24 protein-coding genes are annotated in these 23,333 nt (G+C 72.8%); 7 read left to right on the plus strand and 17 right to left on the minus strand.

Annotated features, from left to right (window positions below; translation table 11 throughout):
- Positions 1-72: 72 nt before the first annotated feature.
- The 8 genes from GA0070613_RS06180 to GA0070613_RS06215 form a co-directional block, all read right to left on the minus strand.
- Positions 73-762 (minus strand): response regulator, encoded by a 690-nt coding sequence (locus tag GA0070613_RS06180; protein ID WP_089011410.1) that lies wholly within the window; start codon positions 760-762, stop codon positions 73-75.
- Positions 759-3,311 (minus strand): DUF4118 domain-containing protein, encoded by a 2,553-nt coding sequence (locus GA0070613_RS06185; RefSeq protein ID WP_089015787.1) that lies wholly within the window; start codon positions 3,309-3,311, stop codon positions 759-761. The genes GA0070613_RS06180 and GA0070613_RS06185 overlap by 4 nt, the downstream gene beginning before the upstream one ends.
- Positions 3,312-3,425: 114 nt before the next feature.
- Positions 3,426-4,307, minus strand: a complete 882-nt coding sequence (locus GA0070613_RS06190; protein WP_089011411.1) for a potassium-transporting ATPase subunit C — start codon at positions 4,305-4,307, stop codon at positions 3,426-3,428.
- Complete coding sequence (gene kdpB / locus GA0070613_RS06195; protein ID WP_231929685.1) at positions 4,307-6,514, minus strand: potassium-transporting ATPase subunit KdpB; 2,208 nt, start codon at positions 6,512-6,514, stop codon at positions 4,307-4,309. The genes GA0070613_RS06190 and kdpB overlap by 1 nt, the downstream gene beginning before the upstream one ends.
- A 20-nt stretch (positions 6,515-6,534) precedes the next feature.
- On the minus strand, positions 6,535-8,190 hold the full coding sequence (kdpA, locus tag GA0070613_RS06200) for a potassium-transporting ATPase subunit KdpA (protein WP_089011413.1): 1,656 nt from the start codon (positions 8,188-8,190) through the stop codon (positions 6,535-6,537).
- On the minus strand, positions 8,190-8,279 hold the full coding sequence (gene kdpF / locus GA0070613_RS06205; protein WP_036343797.1) for a K(+)-transporting ATPase subunit F: 90 nt from the start codon (positions 8,277-8,279) through the stop codon (positions 8,190-8,192). Before kdpF ends, kdpA begins: the two co-directional genes overlap by 1 nt.
- On the minus strand, positions 8,276-8,464 hold the full coding sequence (locus tag GA0070613_RS31920) for a hypothetical protein (RefSeq protein ID WP_157746282.1): 189 nt from the start codon (positions 8,462-8,464) through the stop codon (positions 8,276-8,278). Before GA0070613_RS31920 ends, kdpF begins: the two co-directional genes overlap by 4 nt.
- A 334-nt stretch (positions 8,465-8,798) precedes the next feature.
- The gene (locus tag GA0070613_RS06215) at positions 8,799-9,248 is read right to left on the minus strand and encodes a hypothetical protein (protein ID WP_157746283.1); all 450 of its coding nucleotides are present in this window, start codon (positions 9,246-9,248) and stop codon (positions 8,799-8,801) included.
- A gap of 419 nt (positions 9,249-9,667) precedes the next feature.
- Here GA0070613_RS06215 and GA0070613_RS34315 point away from each other — a divergent pair, with 419 nt between their 5' ends.
- Positions 9,668-9,898 carry a DUF6059 family protein gene (locus GA0070613_RS34315; RefSeq protein WP_408630990.1) on the plus strand — a complete coding sequence of 77 codons (231 nt, stop codon included), beginning with the start codon at positions 9,668-9,670 and terminating at the stop codon, positions 9,896-9,898.
- 36 nt (positions 9,899-9,934) lie between these two features.
- Here the strand turns inward: GA0070613_RS34315 and nhaA are convergent, their stop codons facing one another.
- Entirely contained in the window at positions 9,935-11,251 is a 1,317-nt protein-coding gene (nhaA, locus tag GA0070613_RS06220) for a Na+/H+ antiporter NhaA (RefSeq protein ID WP_089011416.1), read from the minus strand.
- Between the two features lie 485 nt (positions 11,252-11,736).
- Here nhaA and GA0070613_RS06225 point away from each other — a divergent pair, with 485 nt between their 5' ends.
- Positions 11,737-12,738 carry a sensor histidine kinase gene (locus GA0070613_RS06225; RefSeq protein ID WP_089011417.1) on the plus strand — a complete coding sequence of 334 codons (1,002 nt, stop codon included), beginning with the start codon at positions 11,737-11,739 and terminating at the stop codon, positions 12,736-12,738.
- A gap of 56 nt (positions 12,739-12,794) precedes the next feature.
- On the opposite strand, the gene GA0070613_RS06230 is transcribed toward GA0070613_RS06225, so the two are convergent.
- On the minus strand, positions 12,795-13,013 hold the full coding sequence (locus tag GA0070613_RS06230) for a hypothetical protein (protein ID WP_089015788.1): 219 nt from the start codon (positions 13,011-13,013) through the stop codon (positions 12,795-12,797).
- 202 nt (positions 13,014-13,215) lie between these two features.
- Entirely contained in the window at positions 13,216-14,250 is a 1,035-nt protein-coding gene (locus tag GA0070613_RS06235) for an extracellular catalytic domain type 2 short-chain-length polyhydroxyalkanoate depolymerase (RefSeq protein WP_089011418.1), read from the minus strand.
- Positions 14,251-14,537: 287 nt separating this feature from the next.
- Here GA0070613_RS06235 and GA0070613_RS06240 point away from each other — a divergent pair, with 287 nt between their 5' ends.
- Positions 14,538-15,284, plus strand: coding sequence for an SAM-dependent methyltransferase (locus GA0070613_RS06240; RefSeq protein ID WP_089011419.1), 747 nt, complete (start codon positions 14,538-14,540; stop codon positions 15,282-15,284).
- Positions 15,285-15,346: 62 nt separating this feature from the next.
- On the opposite strand, the gene GA0070613_RS06245 is transcribed toward GA0070613_RS06240, so the two are convergent.
- Positions 15,347-15,874: a dihydrofolate reductase family protein gene (locus GA0070613_RS06245; protein ID WP_089011420.1), complete on the minus strand. Its 528-nt coding sequence runs from the start codon at positions 15,872-15,874 to the stop codon at positions 15,347-15,349.
- Between the two features lie 153 nt (positions 15,875-16,027).
- On the opposite strand from GA0070613_RS06245, the gene GA0070613_RS06250 reads away from it, so the two are divergent.
- A complete protein-coding gene (locus tag GA0070613_RS06250; protein WP_089011421.1) occupies positions 16,028-16,459 on the plus strand; it encodes an ATP-binding protein in 432 nt (143 codons plus the stop codon).
- Between the two features lie 58 nt (positions 16,460-16,517).
- Here GA0070613_RS06250 and GA0070613_RS06255 read toward each other — a convergent pair whose 3' ends face one another.
- The 3 genes from GA0070613_RS06255 to GA0070613_RS06265 all read right to left on the minus strand — a co-directional run bounded on the left by GA0070613_RS06255 (position 16,518) and on the right by GA0070613_RS06265 (position 19,276).
- Entirely contained in the window at positions 16,518-17,495 is a 978-nt protein-coding gene (locus GA0070613_RS06255; protein ID WP_089011422.1) for an aldo/keto reductase, read from the minus strand.
- 13 nt (positions 17,496-17,508) lie between these two features.
- Positions 17,509-18,354 (minus strand): NAD-dependent epimerase/dehydratase family protein, encoded by an 846-nt coding sequence (locus GA0070613_RS06260; protein ID WP_089011423.1) that lies wholly within the window; start codon positions 18,352-18,354, stop codon positions 17,509-17,511.
- A 76-nt stretch (positions 18,355-18,430) separates the two neighbouring features.
- Positions 18,431-19,276 (minus strand): DUF3152 domain-containing protein, encoded by an 846-nt coding sequence (locus GA0070613_RS06265; RefSeq protein ID WP_231929686.1) that lies wholly within the window; start codon positions 19,274-19,276, stop codon positions 18,431-18,433.
- 216 nt (positions 19,277-19,492) lie between these two features.
- Here GA0070613_RS06265 and GA0070613_RS06270 point away from each other — a divergent pair, with 216 nt between their 5' ends.
- The 3 genes from GA0070613_RS06270 (at position 19,493) to GA0070613_RS06280 (ending at position 22,431) form a co-directional block, all read left to right on the plus strand.
- Positions 19,493-20,710 carry a DUF2786 domain-containing protein gene (locus tag GA0070613_RS06270; RefSeq protein WP_089011424.1) on the plus strand — a complete coding sequence of 406 codons (1,218 nt, stop codon included), beginning with the start codon at positions 19,493-19,495 and terminating at the stop codon, positions 20,708-20,710.
- 114 nt (positions 20,711-20,824) lie between these two features.
- Positions 20,825-21,184, plus strand: a complete 360-nt coding sequence (locus GA0070613_RS06275; RefSeq protein WP_231929798.1) for a YciI family protein — start codon at positions 20,825-20,827, stop codon at positions 21,182-21,184.
- Positions 21,181-22,431, plus strand: a complete 1,251-nt coding sequence (locus tag GA0070613_RS06280; protein WP_089011426.1) for an RNA polymerase sigma factor — start codon at positions 21,181-21,183, stop codon at positions 22,429-22,431. The genes GA0070613_RS06275 and GA0070613_RS06280 overlap by 4 nt, the downstream gene beginning before the upstream one ends.
- A 65-nt stretch (positions 22,432-22,496) precedes the next feature.
- Here GA0070613_RS06280 and GA0070613_RS06285 read toward each other — a convergent pair whose 3' ends face one another.
- On the minus strand, positions 22,497-23,000 hold the full coding sequence (locus GA0070613_RS06285) for a hypothetical protein (protein WP_089011427.1): 504 nt from the start codon (positions 22,998-23,000) through the stop codon (positions 22,497-22,499).
- A 143-nt stretch (positions 23,001-23,143) separates the two neighbouring features.
- Positions 23,144-23,317, minus strand: coding sequence for a CsbD family protein (locus GA0070613_RS06290; RefSeq protein ID WP_089011428.1), 174 nt, complete (start codon positions 23,315-23,317; stop codon positions 23,144-23,146).
- Positions 23,318-23,333: the final 16 nt, after the last annotated feature.

The raw sequence follows: 23,333 nt of genomic DNA on the forward strand, positions 1-23,333 counted from the left end.
GTGACGGCCGCGGCATCAGCCTGCCAGTGCTGTACGCCGCGGCCGTGGCGCTCCCGTCGTCCGCGGTCGCCGTCAGGGCCGGTATCGGTAGCCCATGCCCGGTTCGGTGATGAGGTGGCGAGGGCGGGCCGGGTCGTCCTCGAGCTTGCGCCGCAGTTGCGCCATGTACTGGCGCAGGTAGTTGGTCTCCTGCTGGTACTCGGGGCCCCACACTTCGTGCAGCAGCTGGCGCTGGCTGATGAGCTTGCCCGGGTGGCGCAGCAGCTTCTCCAGCATCGCCCACTGGGTGGGGGTGAGCTTGACCTCCGTACCGTCGTCGCGGGTGACGGTCCGGTCGGCGAGGCTGACCGTGTGCCGACCGACCCGGAGCGCCGAGGGCGCCGCGGCGTCGGCCGGCGCGACGGTGAGCCGGCGGGTCACCGCCCGTATCCGGGCGAGGAGCTCGTCGACGCCGAAGGGCTTGGTGACGTAGTCGTCGGCCCCGGCGTCCAGCGCGGCGACCTTGTCCTCGCTGCCCGCCCGGCCGGAGAGCACGATGATCGGCACGGCGGTCCAGCCGCGCAGGCCGCGGATGACGTCGACGCCGTCGAGGTCGGGCAGCCCCATGTCGAGCACCACCAGGTCCGGGGGGTGGGCGGCGGCGGCCTTGAGCGCCGCGGTGCCGGTGTCGGCGAGCTGGACGTCGTAGCCGCGGGCGCGCAGGTTGATCCGCAGGGCGCGCAGGATCTGCGGTTCGTCGTCGACGACCAGGATTCGGGTCATTCCTGCGGTCCCTCCGTCGCGGTGTCGGTGGCCGCTGGCAGCCGCAGGACCATGGTGAGGCCGCCACCGGGCGTGGTCTCCGGGGTGATGCTGCCACCCATCGCCTCGGCGAGGCCGCGGGACAGGGCGAGGCCGAGCCCGACGCCCGTCTGGTTGTCCCGGTCGCCGAGGCGCTGGAACGGCAGGAAGACGTGCTCCCATTTGTCCTCGGGGATGCCGGGGCCGGTGTCGATGACCCGCAGCTCGACCTGCCCGGCGTGGGCGCTCGCGGTGACGGTGGGCGGCTGCCCGGGCGGGCTGTGCCGCAGCGCGTTCGCGACGAGGTTGACCAGCACCCGCTCCAGCAGGCCCGGATCGGCGGTGGCGGCGGGCAGGTCGGCGGGGATGTCGGTGCTGACGTCGGCCGCCGCCGGGCCGAGTTCGTCCAGGGCACGGGGTACGGCGTCCTCCAGCCCGATCGCGGCGTGGGTCACGCCCAGCGCACCGGCCTGCAGGCGACTCATGTCGAGCAGGTTCGCCACCAGCCGGCTGAGCCGGTCGAGAGACTCGTCGGCGGTGGCCAGCAGCTCCTCCCGGTCCTCGGCGCCGAACTCGATGTCGTGGCTGCGCAGGCTGCTCACCGCGGCCTTCGCTGACGCCAGGGGCGTACGCAGGTCGTGGCTGACCGCGGCGAGCAGCGCGGTGCGCATCCGGTCGGCCTCGGCGAGCGGGCGGGCGGTGGCGGCTTCCTCGGCGAGGCGCTCCTGGCGGAGGGCGACGGCGGCCTGGGCGGCGAAGGCCTCGACGATGCGCCGGTCGGCGGCTTCCAGCCGCCGGCCGCTGAGCACCACGGTGAGCCGGTCGTCGACCGGCACCGCGGTCTCCCCCGCGCTGGGACTGCATGGCGGCTGGTCACCGACGCTGGCCACCACCCGCCAGGCGCCCTCGTCGCGGGCGCGGCCGGGTCGCCCCTCGGCGTCGGCGGCCAGCTCGAGGACGCTGACCGCCCGCAGTCCGAAGGTCTCCCGGAGCCGGTCGAGCAGGGCCGGCAGTGGCCGTTCACCGCGCAGGACGCCGCCGGCGACGGTGGCCAGGGTCTGCGCGTCGGCGGAGGCGCGGGCGGCCTCCCGGGTCCGCCGCGCGGCCACGTCCACGACCCAGCTGACTGCGACCGCGACGCCGACGAAGACGCCGAGGGCGAGCAGGTTGTCCGCCTCGGCGATGGTCAGCGTGTAGAAGGGCGGGGTGAAGAACCAGTTCAGCAGCAGGGAGCCGACGAGCGCGGCGACCAGGGCCGGCCACATCCCGCCGACCAGCGCGACGCCGACGACCCCGGCGAGGAAGAGCAGGATGTCGTTGGTGAGGCTGAGGTCTGGCAGCGCCCACAGCAGCAGGGTGAGCAGCGGCATGCCGAGCCCGGCGAGCGCGAAGCCGAGCAGCCGGCGGCGCCGGGACAGCGCCGCCGGGACGCCGGCTGCGCGCCGGCCGCGACCCGCCTGCGGGTGCGTGACCAGGTGTACGTCGATCGGGCCGGAGAGCGAGGTGGTGGTCACCCCGACGCCGCGCGAGAACAGTTGCGCGAACCGGCCGCGCCGGCTGGCGCCGAGGACGAGCTGGGTGGCGTTGACGCCGCGGGCGAAGTCGAGCAGCGCGGCGGGCACGTCGGCGCCGAGGACCTGGTGGTACGTGCCGCCGAGGCTCTCCACCAGGACCCGCTGCCGGGCGAGTTGGGCGGGGTCGGCGTCGGCCAGGCCGTCACTGCGGGCGACGTGCACGGCGAGCAGGTCGGCGCCCCTGCTGCGGGCGGCTATCCGGCCGGCGCGGCGGATCAGGGTCTCGCCCTCGGGCCCGCCGGTGAGCGCGACGACGACCCGTTCGCGGGCTTCCCAGGTGGCGGAGATGCCCTGCTGGGCGCGGTAGCGGTCGAGCTGGTCGTCGACCTTGTCGGCAAGCCAGAGCAGGGCAAGCTCGCGCAGCGCGGTGAGGTTGCCGACCCGGAAGTAGTTACCAAGCGCGGCGTCGATCTTGTCGGGCCGGTAGATGTTGCCGTGGGCCATCCGGCGGCGCAGCGCCTCCGGCGTCATGTCGACCAGCTCGACCTGTTCGGCGGCGCGGACGATCTCGTCGGGGACGGTCTCGCGCTGGGTGGTGCCGGTGATCTGGGCGACGACGTCGTTGACCGATTCCAGGTGTTGGACGTTGACCGTGGACAGGACGGAGATGCCGGCGTCGAGGAGTTCCTGGATGTCCTGCCAGCGCTTCTCGTGCCGGGAGCCGGGGACGTTGGTGTGGGCCAGTTCGTCGACGACGGCGACCTCGGGCCGGCGGGCCAGCAGGCCGTCCAGGTCCATCTCGGTGAACTCGGTGCCGCGATAGCTGATCTCCCGGCGCGGGACCACCTCCACGTCGGCGATCATCGCGGCGGTGTGCGGGCGGCCGTGGGTCTCGACCAGGCCGATCACCACGTCGGTGCCGCGTTCGGCGCGGCGCTGAGCCTCCTCCAGCATCGCGTACGTCTTGCCGACACCGGGGGCAGCCCCCAGGTAGATGCGGAGTTCTCCTCGTGGCACGCAGAACATCCTTCCTGATCGCGAGCCGCCACGGCACCGACCGGGGTCGGTGCCGTGGCGTGGGGGCCGGCGGCCGGGGCGCGGCCGGTCGGGTCCGGCCTCGCCCCGGGTGGATCAGCGGACCGGGAACTTCCGGTCCAGGGCGAGGTTGAGTTCCAGGACGTTGACGCCCGGTGCGCCCATGAAGCCCAGCGACGGCCCGGTGGTGTGCTCGTCGACCAGGCGGCGGACCGCCGCCGGGTCCGCGCCCCGCTCGCGAGCGACCCGGTTGACCTGCAACTTCGCGTATGCCGGGGAGATGTGCGGGTCGAGGCCGCTGCCGCTCGCGGTGACCGCGTCGGACGGCACCGCCGGGTCGGCGGGGGCGTCACCGCGCATCGGGGTGATCACCCCGCCGGCCGCCACGTAGTCCTCGCCCGCCTTGGCCAGCTCGACCGGCACGCCCTGGTACGAGCCCACGAACGGCGTGGCCGGGGCGGTCTGGTTGACGCTGACCACCCGGGTGATCCGGCCGGTCAGTCCGTCGGCGCGGAACACCGCGAGCACGGCGCCGACCCCGTCGGGAGTGCAGTACGGGCGCCGCCCGTCGACGCCCTCGAGTTCCCCGACCGCCTTGCTGCGGGCGCAGACAAGGCTGAGCAGGCTCGGGGTCGACTCGGCCGGGTCGGTGGCGATGGTGTCGACGACGCTCTCCGGGCCGAGGTTGCTGGCCGCGGTCGACGTCGGGTCGTAGCCGTCGCCGGCGGCGGACGGCCGGGACTGGAAGTAGCGCGGGACGGCGTTGCCGTCCGCGTCGGTGAAGGACTGTCCGATCAGCGCGCTGCCGACGGTCTTCCCGTTCGCGGCGAGCAGCGAGCCGTCCGCCTTGTCGTTGAGGCCGGGCAGCCGGCCCACCGCGACCAGGGCGAGCGGGTACGCGAGCCCCAGCAGGACGGTGAAGACGAGCAGCGCGCGCAGGGCGGCGAGGTGTTGGGCGAGCCAGGTGGGTAGGCGCATCACGAGATCCCTGGGATGAACTGGATGAGCAGGTCGATGAGCTTGATGCCGATGAACGGCACGATGATGCCGCCGAGGCCGTAGACCAGCAGGTTGCGGCTGAGCAGCTTCGACGCGGCGGCGGGCCGGTAGCGGACGCCGCGCAGGGCGAGCGGAATGAGCGCGATGATCACGAGGGCGTTGAAGATGACCGCCGAGAGGATCGCCGACTCGGGGCTGGCCAGCCGCATGATGTTCAGGGCGTCCAGGCTCGGGTAGAGCCCGGCGAACATGGCCGGGATGATCGCGAAGTACTTGGCGATGTCGTTGGCGATGCTGAAGGTGGTCAGCGCTCCCCGGGTGATCAGCAACTGCTTGCCGATCTCCACAATCTCGATCAACTTGGTCGGGTCGGAGTCGAGGTCGACCATGTTGCCGGCCTCCTTGGCGGCCGACGTGCCGGTGTTCATCGCGACGCCGACGTCGGCCTGGGCCAGCGCGGGGGCGTCGTTGGTGCCGTCGCCGGTCATCGCGACCAGCCGGCCGCCCTCCTGCTCCTTGCGGATCAGGGCGAGCTTGTCCTCCGGGGTGGCCTCGGCGAGGAAGTCGTCCACGCCGGCCTCGTCGGCGATCGCCTTCGCCGTACGCGGGTTGTCACCGGTGATCATCACGGTCCGGATGCCCATCCGGCGCATCTCGTCGAACCGCTCCCGCATGCCCGTCTTGACGACGTCCTTGAGGTGGATGACGCCCAGGGTGCGGGCCGGCTCCCCGTCGAGGTGCTCGGCCACCACCAGCGGAGTGCCACCGATGCCGCTGATCTCGTCAACGAGCTGGCCGACCTGCTCGGTCGGGCGACCGCCGTTCTCCCGGACCCACTTCATGACCGCGGCCGCAGCCCCCTTGCGGATCCGGCGCACCGGTCCGGTGGCCCCGCCGTCGACGCTGGCGTCCGGGGTCAGGTCCACCCCGCTCATCCGCGTCTGTGCGGTGAAGGGCACGAACGTGGCGTGCGGGATCAGGCCCGGCTCGCGCTCCCGCAGCCCGAAGGCGTTCTTGGCGAGTACGACGATCGAGCGCCCCTCGGGGGTCTCGTCGGCGAGGCTGGACAGCTGGGCGGCGTCGGCGACCTGCTCGGCGGTCACGCCCTCGACGGGCAGGAACTCGGTGGCCTGCCGGTTGCCGAGGGTGATCGTGCCGGTCTTGTCGAGCAGCAGAGTGTTGACGTCGCCGGCGGCCTCGACGGCCCGGCCGCTCATCGCCAGGACGTTGCGCTGGACCAGCCGGTCCATGCCGGCGATGCCGATGGCCGAGAGCAGCGCGCCGATCGTGGTGGGGATCAGGCAGACCAGCAGCGACACCAGGACGACGCCGGTGACGCCCGCGTCGGTGATCGCGCCACTGTCCGACGCGGCCGCCTGGTACCCCTTGGAGAAGATCGCCAGGGGCTGGAGGGTGACCACGGCCAGCACGAAGATGATCGTGAGCGCGGCGAGCAGGATGTTCAGCGCGATCTCGTTCGGGGTCTTCTGCCGGTTCGCGCCCTCCACCAGGGCGATCATCCGGTCGATGAAGCTCTCCCCCGGCTTCTGGGTGATCTTGACGATGATCCGGTCGGAGAGCACCTTGGTGCCGCCGGTGACCGCGCTGCGGTCGCCGCCGGACTCCCGGATCACCGGGGCGGACTCGCCGGTGATGGCGGATTCGTCCACGCTGGCGATGCCCTCGACCACGTCGCCGTCGCCCGGGATGATCCCGCCCGCCTCGACCAGGACGACGTCGCCCTGCTTGAGCGCGGGGGCCGGCACGGCCTCGTCGCGGTAGGTGTTCGCCGCGGCGCCGGGCGTCCAGCCGATCAGCCGGGTGGCGATGGTGTCCCGCTTCGCCTGCCGCAGCGCCGCGGCCTGCGCCTTGCCCCGGCCTTCGGCGACCGCCTCGGCCAGGTTGGCGAAGAGCACGGTCAGCCAGAGCCAGACGGTGATCGCCCAGGCGAACACCGACGGTTCGGTCACCGCCAGGACGGTGGTGAACGCGGCGCCGATCTCGACGATCAGCATCACCGGGTTGCGCCACAGGGTGCGCGGGTCGAGCTTGCGCAGCGCGTCCGGCAGCGACCTGATGAGCTGCTGGGGGTCGAGCAGGCCCCCGCCGACCCGGTTGCCGTGGGTGGCCGGAGTGCCGGCGGTCGGCTGTTCTTCGGTCCCGGATGTCACTGGCGTGACGGACATGTCCTTGTTCCTCATGGTGGTCACAGCCCTTCGGCCAGCGGGCCGAGAGCGAGTGCGGGCAGGAAGGTCAGCGCGACGAGGATCACCGTGACGCCGACGACCATTCCGATGAACAGCGGTCGGTGGGTCGGCAGGGTGCCCTCGGAGGCGGGGGTGGGTGCCTGGCGGGCCAGCGAGCCGGCCAGCGCGAGCACGAAGATGATCGGCAGGAACCGGCCGAGCAGCATGCACAGGCCCAGCGCGGTGTCCCACCAGGTGGTGTTGACCGTGATGCCGGCGAAGGCGGAGCCGTTGTTGTTGCTCGCCGAAGTGAACGCGTAGAGCACCTCGGACAGCCCGTGCTGTCCGACGTTGAGCGCCGTCGAGTTGTTGCCGGTCGCGAACGCGGCCGCGGTGCCGATCAGCACCAGCGCCGGGGTGATCAGGAAGTACAGCGAGGCGAACTTGATCTCCCGCGATCCGATCTTCTTGCCCAGGTACTCCGGGGTGCGGCCGACCATCAGGCCGGCGACGAAGACGGTGATCACCGCGAGGATGAGCAGGCCGTAGAGACCGGAACCGGTACCGCCGGGCGCGACCTCGCCGAGCATCATGTTGACCATGGTCATCATGCCGCCGAGCGAGGTGAACGAGTCGTGGAACGAGTTCACCGCGCCGGTCGAGGTCAGCGTGGTGGCGGCGGCGAAGGTGGCCGAGTTCGACACGTCGAACCGCACCTCCTTGCCTTCCATGGCCGCGCCGACCGCCTGCGGCACGGTGCCGTGCCCGGCGAGCTCGAAGACGTTGGTCATGGCGATGCTGAGGAAAGCCAGGATCCCCATCACGGCCGCGATCGCGTAGCCCTGCCGGTTCTGCCCGACCATCCGGCCGAAGACCCGGGGCAGGCTGAACGGGATCAGCAGGATCAGGAAGAGCTGCAGCCAGTTGGTCCACGCGGTCGGGTTCTCGAACGGGTGGGCGCTGTTGACGTTGTAGAAGCCGCCGCCGTTGGTACCGAGTTCCTTGATCGCCTCCTGGCTGGCGACCGGGCCGCCGGTGACGGTCTGGCCGCCGCCGGTCAGGGTGGTCACGTCGGTGCCGCCCGAGAGGTTCTGCACCACGCCACCGATCATCAGGGCGAGCGTGGCCAGCACCGCGATCGGCAGCAGGATCCGCAGCGTGATCCGGGTCAGGTCGACCCAGAAGTTGCCCAGCTCGCCGGTGCGGCTGCGGGCGAAGCCGCGCACCAGCGCGACCGCGACCGCGATGCCGACGGCGGCGGAGACGAAGTTCTGCACCGCCAGCCCGGCCATCTGCACCAGGTGGCCCATGGTCGACTCACCCGAGTACGACTGCCAGTTCGTGTTGGTCACGAACGACACCGCGGTGTTCCAGGCGCCGTGCGGCACCACCGGGTCGAAGCCGAGCGACCACCAGAGGTGGTTCTGCACCCGCTGGAACGCGTACAGGAACAGGATCGAAATGGCGGAGAAGGCGAGCACGCTGCGGGCGTACACGCCCCAGGACTGCTCGGCGGCCGGGTTGACCCCGACCAGCCGGTAGATCCCGCGCTCGACCCGGGACTGCCGGGTGCCGGAGACCACCCGGTACATGTAGTCGCCGAAGGGTTTGTAGACCGCGACGAGCGCCGCGATCAGGGACAGGACGAAGATGACGCCGGCTGTTGTCATGGTCATCAGAAGCGCTCCGGGAACAGCAGGGCGACCACCAGGAACACACCCAGGCCGATCGCCAGCACCAGGCCGACGGCGTTGACGGCGCTCACAGCTTCTCCACCGCCCGTACCACCAGGGCGAGCGCTGCGAACAGCGCCACCGTCACCAGCACGAACACCACGTCAGACACAGCTGACTCCTCATCGCGGACTCGTTCGTCACGACCGCCTTCCGGTCGCGCCGGGCAATCAAAACGCCACACCCTTCGAATGGACAGGGTCCATAACGCGACCATGACGCCGACCCGCCATTTCTTGACGCGTTCTTGACGCCGTCCGCCGCTCAGATGAAGGGGATCACCGCGGACGAAAGGTCAGAAGGGCCTGCCCTAGGACGGCAGAACCGGCGGGAGACCCGCCAGCGACGCCCCCGAACCCTGGTGCGGACAGCCATCGACAAGGTGGTCAGAACGGATCCGCCCGTACTGTTCCGGCGGGGGCACCCCAGCGCTCGCCGCGAAGACGCGACCCGGGCGGCGCAACCAGTCCAGGCCGCGCCCGTTCACCAGTTCGACGGACACCGACAGCCCGTCGGGCTCCGGTGCCCGCCGCTGGTCGGCACCGGCGTGGTCACGCCGCACGGAATCCGCCCGGCACGTCGTCCGGCGGGGCGACGACGGCGGCGGCATCCGGCGGAACGTCGCCGGCGGTGGCGGACGCGACCGACCTCAGGCGCCGGTAACCGGCGCCCAGCACGACGGCCAGCACGATCACCGGCGTGTAGGACCAGGCGTCCCCGCCCCCGGTCAGCTCACCGAAGCGGTGCGCGAGGAAGCCGACGAACGTCGCCACCGCCAGGGCCGCCACCGCGCCGACCGTCCGCAGATCCGCCACCCCCGCGGCGTACGCGCCGACGGCGACGGCCACGAGCAGCGCCCGCCCCGCCAGGTCCGGCGCCGGGAACACGGCCGCCGCGAGCAGCGTCGCCGCGACGACCAGCACCGCACCGGCCGCCACGCTGACCCCAACCGGCGTCGGCTCCTCGCGCCCCGCGGCTTCCTGATCTCGATCGACGTTCATGACCCGCCTCCGGCGCCGGCCCGGGCCCGCACCTCGGGCCCGGCTCAGGCCATACCAGTCCCCACCGGCGGTGATCGTCGACGGCCTTCACACATCTGCTACGCGGGGTGGCGCAATTTTGACGGGAATTTGACGACGGTCGGAAACCATTGATCGGGCCCGCGTCGGCCGCGTTGTCGGGTGGCGCGAAAAGCGCGGGAAAATGCACGCTTCAGCCTCCGGCATCGGCGAACGGTCGTCGGGTTCCGGCGGCGCGAAAGCGGGGTGACCGAACAGGGCGGGCGGGCGTGACGATCGGGACACGCCGCCGCGTCGAGCGTTCCTCGAGCCGGTGCACCGACCATGGGCGCACCGGCGCCGGGCGTCGGGCGTCGGGGCGGGCAGAGTCGTGGGTGGTGAGGTCGGTGCCGGCAGGGTACGTGCGATGGCTCCGGACGGTTTCGCGGACACTGTGGCTGGGCCTGCAACACTGCGGGGCCAGCTACGCCGGGCTGATCCTGCCGCCGCACCACGGAACGACGCAGCCGGCAGGCACGGCCCCGGCGGCCCCGGCATCGGGACACCCCGAGCGGCTCGCGGCACACGTGCCGATGTCGCCGGTGGAGGAGCGACTCTGGGCCGACCTCGGTCACCACCGCCGAAAGGACTGACCAGCCGCCGGAGCGGGACCCGGCGGGACGGCCGCCTCAGCCGGTCGGCCGATCAGGCTCCGGCTGGTAGATGTCCGGCACGCCGTCCCGGTCGCGGTCGACGGTCTCCGCCTCGTACACCCGGCGGTAGAGGCGGCCGCGGGCGCGCAGGATGATCGTGGCCACCATCGCGGCGAGCAGCGACCCGGTGAGCACGGCGACCTTGACGTGACCGTCGCGTTCGCTGCCCAGGCCGAACGCCAACTCGCCGATCAGCAGCGACACGGTGAACCCGATGCCGCCGAGCAGGGCGAGGCCGAGCACGTCGAGCCAGTTCAGGCCCTCCTCCAGATCCGCGCGGGTGAAGCGGGAGACGAGCCAGGTGGCGGTCATGATGCCGACCGGCTTGCCGACGACCAGGCCGACGACGATGCCGAGCGCGACCCGGTCGGTCAGCGCGGTGGCCAGGCCCGCGACGCCGCCGACGGTGACACCGGCGGAGAGGAACGCGAAGAGCGGCACCGCGATGCCGGCGGAGATCGGCCGGAACCGGTGCTCGAAGTGCTCGGCCAGGCCCGGGCCGGCGTCGGGACCGCCTGCGGCCCGACTGCGGATCACCGGCACGGTGAAGGCCAGCAGGACGCCGGCCACCGTGGCGTGCACCCCGGACGCGTGCACCAACGCCCAGGTCACGGCCGCCAGCGGCAGCAGCAGCCACCAGGACCGGACCCGCCGACGCACCAGCACGGCGAAGATCGCGAGCGGAACCAGTGCGCCGAGCAGCGGGACGACGGACAGGTGAGCGGTGTAGAAGACGGCGATGATCACGATCGCCAGCAGGTCATCGACGACCGCCAGGGTGAGCAGGAAGGTGCGCAGCGCCGACGGCAGGAAGCGGCCCGCCACGGCGAGCACGGCGAGGGCGAAGGCGATGTCGGTCGCGGTCGGGATCGCCCACCCCTTCGCGCCGTCGCCCCCGGCGATCAGGGCGTAGAGCACGGCCGGTACGAGCACGCCGCCCGCCGCCGCCGCCACCGGCACCGCCGCCCGGCGCGGGTCCCGCAGGTCGCCGGCGACAAACTCGCGCTTCAGCTCCAACCCGGCGACGAAGAAGAAGATCGCCAGCAGGCCGTCGGCGGCCCAGCTGGCCACACTGAGATCCAAGTGCAGGGATGCCGGACCGAAGCGGAGGTCGCGCAGTTCGCGATAGCCGTCCGACCAGGGGGAATTCGACCAGACCAGGGCCAGCAGCGCGCCGACGAGCAGCAGCGCCCCACCGACCGTCTCCTTGCGGAGGATGGCGGAGATGCGACTGGTCTCGCCCCACGAGCGGCGGGCGAACAGGCTGGCACGGCGCCGGGCGGCGTCGGTCACGGGGTCTCCTCGTCGACAGGGGTCGCGTCATCCATCGCCGACCAGACTTCCCGGCACACCAGGGCTACCACGCTATCCGACCCCGCCGGCAACACATCGGCGAACGTGAGCAGCCCGGGAGGCGGCATGTTCCTGGTACCCCGCGACCGCATGGCCAATCATCCGGGCCGCGCTGCGGAGGCGACCCCGGCCGGCATGGGCGCCGCCCGTCCCCGTCGGCGTCGCTGCATGATGACCGTGAGCTGAGCGGGGGTCGGGGGACCGGGCTAGGCTCGTCCCACGGGACCTACCCCGTCGGGCATCACCGACTTCGACACCCACGCCGACGCCGTACCGCCCCGGATTGCCCCTCCTTCCCGGAAGGCGTGGTGTCACATGGCGGACCGGCCCCCGGCCCTCGTACCCGCCCTCGTCGGCGTCCCCGACGGCACCGGGCGGGTCGACGCCGCCGGCTACCGCGGCACGGCGCCGCCTGGGGGGGCCGCATGACGGGCCACCCCTCCCCCGTGGGGCGGGACTTCGTGCACTCCGCCCTGATCGTCGACTCGGACGACACCCTGCGTTCCCGGCTCGTCCCCGCGCTGCGGCGGTCGATCGAAGCGCACGAACGGGTCCACCTGCTGGTCGGCGCGCACGTCGAACGGGTCGTCCGGGATGCCCTGGGCGCGCTGGCCGACCGGCTCGAATGGGGCGAACGGGCCACCTTCTACGCCCGGCTGGGCTTCGCGTACGAGCGGCTCCGCCGGTATCTGGCCGCCCAGCACGCCGCCGGCAGCAGCGTCCACGTGATCACCGAACCCGACGTGTCGGCCGACCCCGCGCCGGACGCCCCGGTGGACCGCGCCACCGCCCACCTTTCGTACGAGTCCGCGTGCGACGACGCGTACGCCGACTACGGCTGCGCCGTCACCTGCCTCTGGGACAGCAGGCGCCACCCCACCGTCCTCATCGAGCGCGTCCGGGACCTGCACAACCACGAACTCACCGGGAAAGGCTGCGAGCCCAACTCCGGCTACGTCGCGTCGACCGACTACCTGCGGGCGCGCAGCGAGATCCCGCTCGAGGCGGTGCCGCCGGTGGTGGACCTCGACGTCGGCCTCGTCGACCTCGATCAGCTCACCCAGCTGCGCAGCGCGCTGCGCAGCTGGGCGGGGGCGAGATCGTTCGACGCGGACGCGACGGGTGACGTGGTCGTGGCGGTCACCGAGGTGGCCACGAACGGCCTGGTCCACGGGGCGCTCCCGGTACGCCTCCGGAGCTGGCACCACGGGGACATGCTCATCGTCCAGGTCGACGACTCGGGCGGCCGCCGGATCCCCCCGGCGGCTGGCTTCCACCAGGCCGGCAGCGCGGACCGGGTCGGCGGGCGAGGTCTCTGGCTAGCCCGACAGCTCGCCGACGTGGTGACCATGCACTGCGGGGAGAGCAGCACCAGCGTCCGGTTGCATTTCCCGTACGCGGGCACCCACGGCCTGCCGATGGGCTGACCCGGAGCCGCCGACAACGGCGGCCGGGAGCCGACGTCGGGCGCGCGCCGACGCGGTCAGCGCCGCAGTTCGCGCCAGGCCGGGTCGCCCCCGCGCCACGCCCCGGCGAGAATGCTGGCCGAGCCACGGCTGGGGCACTCCTGCACCTTCGACCGGCCGAGGGCGCCGCCGATCTGCGCCTGGACCTCCCACCGCTGCCCATCAGTGCGGATGTACACGTCGCGACGCCCACGCGCCGTCGTGTTCCCGTTCCACCAGTGCTCCTCGACGATCACCTGCCGACGGTATCTCAACAGGAGGTCGGACCGCACCGCCCGGCAGCCGGATCAGGGCCGGCCCACCCGCCCACCCCCGACGCCGTACCGGACAGAAGGCGCGGCGACGGCCATCACGGACGGCAGAACCTGCCCCGGGCGGACGAGCACGTGCCCGGGGCCGGGATCACTGCGGTTTCGCGGCCCCGGGCCGCGGCGCGGCTCAGCCGTCCAGCCGGCGCACCATGTTCATGATCGTCTCGACCTGGGCGCCGCCCTTGATCGGGTAGTTGGTCCCGCCGAGGTAGCCCCACCAGTCCCAGCAGCCGTTCGGGTTCGCTCCGGAAGGGATGGCCTGCGGGTAGAGGACGATCAGCCGGTTGGTGTCGGCGTACTGGTTGAGGTTGGCCCGGTCGACGAAGGCGGTGCCGACCTTGGAGTAGCCCTGCACGCACCCGTGCAGGGCGACCAGCAGCCGGCAGGTCTGCCCGCCGGCGCAGGCGCTCGGGACGTTCGCGAAGCCGCTGGCGTCCATGCTCAGGCCGTTGGCCCAGCCGTTCACCGCGTACGTGTCCTGGCTGAACCGGATCAGCGTGCCGCCGAGCGGGCCGATGTTCGGCGCCGCCACCGAGCCGAGGAGCGTGCCGAGGAAGGCGCCCTGCGGGTCGGTCCCGCAGTCGTTGAGATACGGCGAGGCGGTCGCCGCGCAGCCCACCGTGCCGTACGGGGTGACCCAGGCATGCCCGGCGGCGCTGCCGGCGTCGTACCGCACGCTGGCCCCGAAGTCCTGGTAGTAGCGGACCAGGTCGTCGGTGACGGACTTCTTCACGGTGCTGTCGCTGCCGCCGTGGTAGACGTACACGGGCTGGCCGGCGAGGTTGCCGGTGCCGTCGATCCAGCCGTACGACGCCCAGCTGCGGGTGTAGCTCTCCAACGTGGGGACGTACGTCGGGTAGATGTTGTCGCCGCAGCCGTAGAGCGCCTGCGAGACGTTGTTCTGGGCGCAGTAGTAGGGCCCGGCCGCGAAGACGGCGGCGCCCCGGATCCGCGCGGAGTAGGCGACCTGGAGCTGGGTGGCCAGATACCCGCCGGAGGAGACCCCGGCGACGTAGACGGCGGAGACGGGGTACGTGCGGAGGGTCCCGGCGACCGGCGCCTTCGTGTACGGCGTGTTGGCGGCCCGCGCGGCGGTGGTGGCGGGCAGGACCAGGAGCAGGGCCGCGGCGAGGATGGTGGCGGCTTTCCACGATGTTTTCATGGCGTTCTCCCGTTTGCAGCACCGGCGACTCACCGGCGTGCCAGGACATTAACGTGACATAGACCACAGCGGATATCCATGCGGCGGACACCTCGCGGCCGCCGCTGGTGTGGACGGACCACCGGGGTATTTCGGTTGGCGGTCGACGCGACGCCGCCTAGCCTGGCCGCGACGTCACTCCGACGAGTCGAAGAGGGTGTTTTGGTGCCGGTGCCCAGCGTGCTGATCCGAGCCGACCAGCGTTCAGCGCCGCCCCGCCCCGACATCGACCGTCTGGAGTCACCGACATGGACCTGCCACGTAGTTTCGTCATCCGTGAGGGCGACCTCCGCATCCTCAACCCCATCGACGCCGGCAAGCTGGCCACCCTCGGGCGGGCGGTCAAGCTGAGGCAGGGCACGTCGATCCTCGACCTGTGCAGCGGCAGGGGTGAGCTGCTCTGCACCTGGGCGCGCGACCACGGCGTGGTCGGCACCGGAGTGGACATCAGCACCGCCTTCACCGCCGCGGCGCGGGAGCGGGCCGCCGCCCTGGGCGTCGCCGACCGGGTCCGCTTCGTGCACGGCGATGCCGCGACGTTCGTACCCGAGGAGCCTGTCGACGTGGCCGCCTGCGTCGGCGCCACCTGGATCGGCGGGGGTGTTCCCGGCACGATCGAGCTGCTGGCGCGCAGTCTGCGCGCCGGCGGGATGCTGCTCGTCGGGGAGCCGTACTGGCGGCTCGACCCGCCGGACGGGGAGACCGTGGCGGCGTGCCACGCGGAGTCGAAGGAGCAGTTCCGGGACCTGCCCGGCCTGGTCGGGCTATTCGGCGAGTGCGGCTGGGACCTGGTGGAGATGGTCCTCGCCGACCAGGACAGCTGGGACCGGTACGCCGCCGCCCACTGGCTGAACCTGCGCCGCTGGCTGGACGAGAACCCGGACGACGAGCTCGCCGATGAGCTGCGGCGGGAGCTGACCGAGGACCCGCTCCGCCACGTCCGCTACCAGCGGGAGTACCTGGGCTGGGGCGTCTTCGCGCTGCTCCGGCGCTGACCGGCCGGGCCGGCCCCTCGGCACCCGTACCCGGGGGCCGGCCCGACCGCGCCGCGCCCCGGTCACGCCGGGACGTAGGTGAGCACGGCGACGCCGCTGGTGGTGATGTGCGAGCGGGTCAGCGCGAGGTCCACCGCCACGCCCTCGGCCCACAGCTTGCGGCCCTTGCCGGCGACGATCGGGAAGACCATGATCCGGTACTCGTCGACCAGCCGGTGCGCGGTCAGGTGGTTGAGCAGCTCGGCGCTGCCGTTGATGAGCAGGGTGCCCGGTTGAGCCTTCAGCGCGGCCACCTCCTCGGCCACGTCGCCGGGCAGGAAGCTCGCCCCCCACTCCGGCTCGGTCAGGGTGGTGGTGGCGACGTGCTTGGGGATGGCGTTCATCCGCTCGCCGAAGTAGCCCTCGTCCATCTGCGGCCACGACGCCTTGAAGCCCTCGTACGTCTTGCGGCCCAGCAGCAGGGCGTCGGCCTCCTGAAGGTTCTCCCACTGCCACTGCTGCAGCTCCTCGTTGAAGTACGGGAAGCTCCACATCGGCTCCTCGAAGACCCCGTCGAGGGTCACGTACTCCACCGCGACGACCTTGCCCATCCCGATCACTCCTCGCTGGTTAACGAAGTCGTTATTTAACTGACTCGTAAATTACAGAGGCCGGTTCTGTCCGTCAAGCGCTTCGACGCATCTCTTTCTCCCGCGGACGGGCCCGTCCGCTTAACCGATGGCTACGCAGGGTAAAGCGGGATCATGGGCCAGCTCCACACGTCGCCGCCGCCGCCGCAGGCCACCGAGCTCGAACGGTGGAACCTCGGCAACGGGGCGGAACTCCGCGAGCTGAGGGCGTCGCTGCGCGCGGCGCTGACCCGCTATGGCCTGACCCAGGGCGAGGAGCTGGACGAGGTGCCCGGCCTGGTCGTACTGGTCGCCACCGAGCTGGCGAGCAACGCGCTGCGGCACGGCATCCCGCCGACCATCGTCACGCTGCTCGCCGCCGACGACTGCTTCATCCTCGACGTCGCTGATCGCGACCTGACCACCGTGCCCGAACTGGCCGACACCCAGCCGCTCGACTCCGGCGGTCGCGGGCTGCTGCTGGCCCAGTCGGTCTCCCTCGCCGTCGGCTGGTACGCGACGCCGGACACCAAGAACATCTGGGCGTCCTTCCCCCGCTCACCCTGACCAGCCTGGCGATCGCCGACGACCTGCCGCTGCCGGAGACCGCACGGCGGCTGGCCGGCTAGAAGCCGGCCACCGGGTGCGGGACGTACGACGCCTCCAGCGCCGCCACCTCCTCGTCGGTCAGCTCCAGCGCCACTGCGGCCACCGCGTCGGTCAGGTGGTGCGGCTTCGTCGCGCCGACGATTGGCGCGGTCACCGCCGGGTTGCGCGCCACCCAGGCCAGCGCCACCTGTGCCCGCGGTACGCCCCGCGCCTCGGCGATCCGGGCCACCGCCTCGACCACCCGCCGGTCCGGCTCCTCGGTGCGCGCGTAGAGCTCCCGGCCGAACTCGTCGGTCTCCGTCCGCCCGGTGCGCTCGCCCCAGTCCCGGGTCAGCCGCCCCCGGGCCAGCGGGCTCCACGGGATCACCGCGATCCCCTGGTCCGCGCAGAGCGGCAGCATCTCCCGCTCCTCCTCGCGGTAGAGCAGGTTGTAGTGGTTCTGCATCGACACGAACCGGGTCCAGCCGTGCCGCTCGGCCGCCCAGAGCGCCTTCGCGAACTGCCAGGCGTACATCGACGAGGCGCCGAGGTAGCGGACTTTGCCGGCGCGGACCAGGTCGTGCAGCGCCTCCAGGGTCTCCTCGATCGGGGTGGTCGGGTCCAGCCGGTGGATCTGGTAGAGGTCCACGTAGTCGGTGCCGAGCCGGCGCAGGCTCGCGTCGATCTCGCTCATGATGTGCTTGCGGGAGAGCCCGCCCCGGTTCGGCCCCGGGCCCATCCGGCCATGCACCTTGGTGGCGATGACCACGTCGTCCCGGTTGGCGAAGTCCTTCAGCGCCCGGCCGACGATCTCCTCGCTGGTGCCGTCGGAGTAGACGTTGGCGGTGTCGAAGAAGTTGACCCCCAGCTCCAACGCCTGCTTGATGAACGGCCGGCTCTGCTCCTCCGGCAGCGACCACGGGTGCGCCCCCCGCGAGGGCTCGCCGTAGCTCATGCAGCCCAGGCAGAGCCGGGACACCTCCAGGCCGGTGGACCCGAACTTCACGTACCGCATGCGGTGAGCCTCCTCAGCGCCAGCCGTGCTTCGGCTCGTAACCGAGCACCCGGCGGGCCTTGTCGATGGAGAGCAGGGTCTCGTTGCCGGTCAGCTCCCGGCGCAGCGGCACGCCCGGGAAGACCTCGGCGGCCAGCTCGGCGCTCGGGCGGCTCATCACCGTGTCGGCGTTGGCGATGATGAAGACGTCCATCCCAGTCGCCTCGCGCTGGAGCGCCAGCCGGACCGCCTGCGCCCCGTCCCGGGCGTCGATGTAGCCCCAGGCGTTCCACGAGCGCAGCGCCGGATCGGCGTCGTACCCGGGGAAGGCGGCGTAGTCGGCCGGCTCCATCACGTTGGAGAAGCGCAGCCCGATCGCCTTGAGCCGGGGCTCCCAGCGGCAGAACTGGGCCACCATCTGCTCCTCCAGGTGCTTCGCCAGCGCGTACGACGTCTCCGGCCGGGCCGGGTACTCCTCGTCCACCGGCAGGTACGGCGGCGGGGTCTCGAACGGCAGGCCGAGCAGCGTCTCGCTGGACGCCCAGACCACGTTGGTGATGCCGACCGCGCGAGCGGCGGAGAAGACGTGGTAGCTGGCGGTGATGTTGTTCCGGAAGGTCACCGCGTTCCCGGCCACCCCCGGCCCCGGGATGGCGGCCAGGTGGACCACCGCGTCCACCCCCGAGTAGCGCTCGTCGATCCCGGTGAACGCCTCCAGCACCTGCCCCTGGTCGGTCAGGTCGATCCGGGTGAACGGGCAGCGCGGCTCGGCCGGCGCGACCAGGTCCAGGTTCACCACGTCGTACGAGTGGGCGAGCAACTCGTCCACGACCGCGCGGCCGAGCTTCCCACTGCCCCCGGTGACCACGACCCGACTCATCCGCCGTCCTCTCCCCGCTCCGCTGCTCCGCGGTCCATCTCACCACCGCGGCAGGCGCGGCGCAGCGCCGGGCGGGTCAGAACTCCGCGGGGATCGGGTCGTCGTACTGGCCGGACGGGCCGGTGTGCAGGGTGCCGTCCACCCGGGGCCAGGCGTTCGGCGTGCAGCCGTGCAGGCCGAGCGTCTGCTGCTCCATCACCGGCGCCGGCCCGCCGGCCCGTGGACACAGCTCGTGGCCCCGGCCCAGGCGGTGACCTACCTCGTGGTTGAGCAGGTACTGCCGGTAGCTGCCCAGATCGTCGAACTGCGGGACACCGCGGGCCCACCGGGTCACGTTGATCACCACCCGGTCACCATTACGGCACGAGGTGTAGTGGTCGATGGGGTCGCCGCAGAGTTCCCCGCGCGTCACCGGGGTGGCCAGCAGCACGGTGAAGTCGGCCGGGCTGTCCGGGCCGACCCTTTGCAACCGCCACTCTCCGTCGCCCGTCCAGCCCCGAGGATCGGCGAGGATCACCGCGACCTCCCGGCCGAAGCGTTCCACGTCCACCGCGTCGATGCCCTCCTCGACCGCGACCCGGTAGCGGAGCAGCCGGCCGCTCCGGCCCGCCACCGCCCCGAGGGCGGTCGCGGTACGGAAGCTTCCCGTACCCCGGGACGGGTAGGTGACGGGCGGCTGGGCGACCCGGCCTGCCGCCGGCACGGCCGGCGGGGGCGTCGACGCCGCCGGGCGCGCCGAGGCCGGGCCGGCGGACCGGACGCCGGCCCGGACCAGCAGGTCGGGGCCGCCGCGCCGGGCGGCGTACGCGCCACCGGCGGCCAGCCCGACCGCCACCACCAGCGCCAGCAGGGTCACCGAGCCGGCGCGGGACGCCCGACGTCGGCGGTGCAGGCCATTGTCCCGCCTGGTACGCCCGCCCACATCGATCTCCGTCCGTCGCGCCGCCCGAGGTCCGCCCTGGAGTACGGACGGCGGCCCGGGTCGGTTGACCCCGCGGCGGCGAAATCCCGGCCGGGGCCGCTGGTGAGGTCGCTCACGGGTCAGGGCACCCAGGGCGCCGGTACCGTTCGGGGCGGGTGTGCACCTCGCCACCCGGGGTCGGCCGCACCGGAACGACCGTGGAGAAGGGGCCAGCCCGTGCCGGACGCCGACAACCTGGTCGCCGACGCCCTCGTGGCGGCGCGCGGCACCGACGTACGCGAGGCGGAACGCGCCCTGGACCAGCTGGTGGTCGGCGACAGCCCCGCGGTGGACGCCGCTCTCCTCGCCCGGCTGCGCCGCGGCGTCGGCCGGCTCTGGCCGCGCGGCTGGCAGCCGGTCGACCTGGACCGGCTCGCCGCCCGGCGGCTCGACCCGCGCGCCACCCGGCTGGTCCGGGAGGCGGTCGCGGCCCAGCGCGCCGGGCTGCCCGGGCCCGTTCCGCAGTGGTTCGACGAGCAGGTGGCCGAGCTGAACGCCGGGTGGGACACCGAGGTCGACTGGCTGAACCGGTGGGCGGCCCGGGCGGGTGTGGATCGGATCACCGCGCTGCGCGACGCCGTCGACGCCCTCGGCCTGGTCGAGGGACTTCCCCCGATCGCGCTGCTCCGCCCACCGCCGGGTGGACCGGCCGCCACCGCCCGGGTGGCCGCCCCGGTGTCCGGGTCGCGGATGCTGGACCGGGTACGCGCGCTGCTGGCCAAGGCCGAGTCGACCACCTTCCCAGCCGAGGCGGAGGCGCTGACCGGCAAAGCCCAGGAGCTGATGGCCCGGCACAGCATCGACGCCGCCCTGCTCGACGCGACCGCCGAACGGCCGGACCAGCCGGGTGGGTTACGGCTGAGCACCGACGCCCCGTACGCGGCCGCGAAGGCGCTGCTGGTGCAGGAGGTGGCGGCGGCCAACCGGTGCGAGTCGGTCTGGTCCGACGACCTCGGCTTCGCCACCGTGCTCGGCTTCCCGGCGGACCTGGCGGCGGTCGAGCTGCTGCACACCTCGCTGCTGGTGCAGGCCACCGCCGCGATGCTGCGCGGCCGGGACGAGCGGCGGGCGAAGAGCGGCAGCCGGCGCACGAAGGGCTACGACGAGTCGTTCCTCAACGCGTTCGCGCTGCGGATCGGCGAACGGCTGCGGGCGGCCACCCGGGCGGCCGACCGGGAGGCGGCCGAGGAGCGGGGCGACGACCGGCTGCTTCCGGTGCTCGCCGCCCGCTCGGACGCGGTCCGGGAACGACTGGACACCCTCTTCCCCGGGGTCACCCGGCACCGCCTCCAGGTGCGGGACGCCGAGGGCTGGTCCTCCGGGACCTCCGCCGCCGACCGGGCCTCCCTCGACGCCGGCGCCCCGGCCCGCCGGCCGGTACGCGGGCGGCGCTGACCCCGTTACAAGATTCCTCGGGCGAGGATGTCGGGTACGGCGCCTCGGCTCCGACCCCTCACCGAGAGGCGCCCACGCCTGTGGCCCGTACCCGAGGAGTGCACCGTGAAGTACATGCTGCTGATCTGGAACCGTCCCGGCTTCGTGGAGGAGCTCTCCGTGCAGGAGCGGAACGCCATCTTCGGCGAGGTCGACGAGATCATGAAGGAGCTGACCGAGTCCGGTGAGCTGGTCGGCGGCCAAGCGCTCGCCGACCCGTCGCAGACCCGGACGGTCCGGTCCGTCGGCGGCCGCGCCGAGATCACCGACGGCCCGTTCATGGAGAGCAAGGAGCAGTTCGCCGGCTACCTGATGGTCGACTGCGAGAGCCCGGAGCGGGCCGCCGAGATCGCCGCGAGCTGGCCGGACGTCCGGATGGGCCTCGGCGTGCTGGAGGTGCGGCCGGTCATGGACGAGGCCGGGACGGAGATGTGACCGCTGCCGACCACGCCGGCGGGGACCTGCTGCGCACCCTGGCGCCGCAGGTCCTCGCCGTCCTCGTGCGGCGGCACGGCCAGTTCTACGCCTGCGAGGACGCCGTGCAGGAGGCCCTTGTCGCGGCCGCCGTGCAGTGGCCCGAGCAGGGCGTGCCCGAGCACCCCCGCTCCTGGCTGGTCACCGTGGCGACCCGCCGGCTCACCGACGAGTGGCGCAGCGAGCGGGCCCGCCGGGACCGCGAGGTCGCGGTGGCGCTCCGCGAGCCCGGGTACGCGGCGGTCGCGCCGCCCGCCGACGAGGAGCCGCCGGCCGGGGACGACACGCTGAAGGTGCTCTTCCTCTGCTGCCATCCGGCGCTCACCGTCCCGGCGCAGGTGGCGTTGACGCTGCGCGCGGTCGGCGGCCTGAGCACCGCGCAGATCGCCCGGGCGTACCTGGTGCCGGAGGCGACCATGAGCCAGCGGATCCGCCGGGCCAAGCAGCGGATCGAGGCGACCGGCGCCCGTTTCGTCCTGCCCTCGGCCGCCGATCGCGACGAGCGGCTCGGTGCCGTGCTGCACGTGCTCTACCTGGTCTTCAGCGAGGGGTACACCGCCTCCAGCGGGCCGGACCTGCACCGGGCGGAGCTGACCGGGGAGGCGATCCGGCTGACCCGGGAGCTGCGCCGGCTGCTCCCCGCCGACGGCGAGGTCACCGGGCTGCTGGCGCTGATGCTGCTCACCGACGCGCACCGGGCCGCCCGGACCGGGCCGGGGGGCGAGCTGGTCCCGCTGGCCGAGCAGGACCGCAGCCGCTGGGACCGGGCCGCGATCGCGGAGGGGGTCGCCCTGGTGACCGAGGCGCTGACCTGGTCGCCGCCGGGGCCGTATCAGGTGCAGGCGGCGATCGCCGCGGTGCACGCCGAGGCGCCGTCGGCGGCGGAGACCGACTGGCGGCAGATCGTCGCGCTCTACCGGCTGCTCGCCCGGGTCGCGCCGAACCCGATGGTCACCCTCAACCAGGCCGCCGCGGTTGCCATGGTGGACGGTCCGCGCGCCGGGCTCGCCCTGCTGGCGCCGCTGGACGCCGACGAGCGGACCGCCGGGCACCACCGCCTCGCCGCGGTCCGCGCCCATCTGCTGGAACTGGCCGGTGACCGCGAGGCGGCGCGGGCGGCGTACCTGGCCGCCGCCCGGGGCACCACCAGCCTGCCGGAGCGGCGCTATCTGGAGGTACGCGCCGCCCGGCTGGCCGCCGACCGATGAGTTCCCGCGCCGATCGTCACCCACGTCAGGTGCCGGGTGGTGCGCTGATCAGGGTGGACGGACGGTCAGGCGTGGCACTCGTCGGTGAGGCGGCGTGGGATGCCGACGAAGGTGGAGCTGAGCCACTTCACCGGCGTGGCCGACCTGGCGCCGGCGTCGATCCAATCGGCCGTGTCGGTGATCAGGGCCTTGATCTCGGGATCCCGGGCCCCGGCGGCCTGCCCGCGTACGTCGTCGGCCAGGTCGGTGAGGTTGCCCTTGAGCTGCGCGTTGACCTGCTCGGGGGTGAGTTCGCGGCGGGTCGCCGCGGCGGAGTCGTCGGCGATCTTCCGGCTGCCGGCGATGATCAGCTTGTCGAGGCTGGCGCACACCGCCGCGGTGTTCGCCGTCGTCACCGGGGACGGCGCGGCGGTGGCGGCGGGAGTCCCGGTGGCCGGGGCGGAGGCGCTGGGCGCGGGGGCCGTGGTGCCGCCCGGCGCCGCCGTCTCCTCCCCGCTGGACGAGCAGCCGCCGGCGAGCGCGGTCAGCGTCACCAGGGCGGCGGTACGGATCGCGGTGGTACCGGACATCGTTCTCCCCCGTACGGTCGGTGGCCGTCCCGTGGACGGTCCTCGGGCAACCGGGGCTCGCTGTCGTGCTGCCGCCCGCGCCCCGAACAGATCGACCGAACGCCGGGCCGGCGGTTGCCGGCCCGGCGTGCGAATGGCGTACGTCAGCTCTTGAAGGCGTCCTTGATCTTCTCGCCGGCCTGCTTGAGGTTGGCGTTGGCCTGCTCGTTGCGACCCTCGGCCTCGAGGCGCTCGTCGTCGGTGGCCCGACCGACGCCTTCCTTGACCTTGCCCGCGGTGTTCTCGGACGCGTTGTCGATCTTGTCGTCGATACCCATGCGAACCTCCACTCAG

Source organism: Micromonospora inositola, from assembly GCF_900090285.1.
Lineage (GTDB): Bacteria > Actinomycetota > Actinomycetes > Mycobacteriales > Micromonosporaceae > Micromonospora > Micromonospora inositola.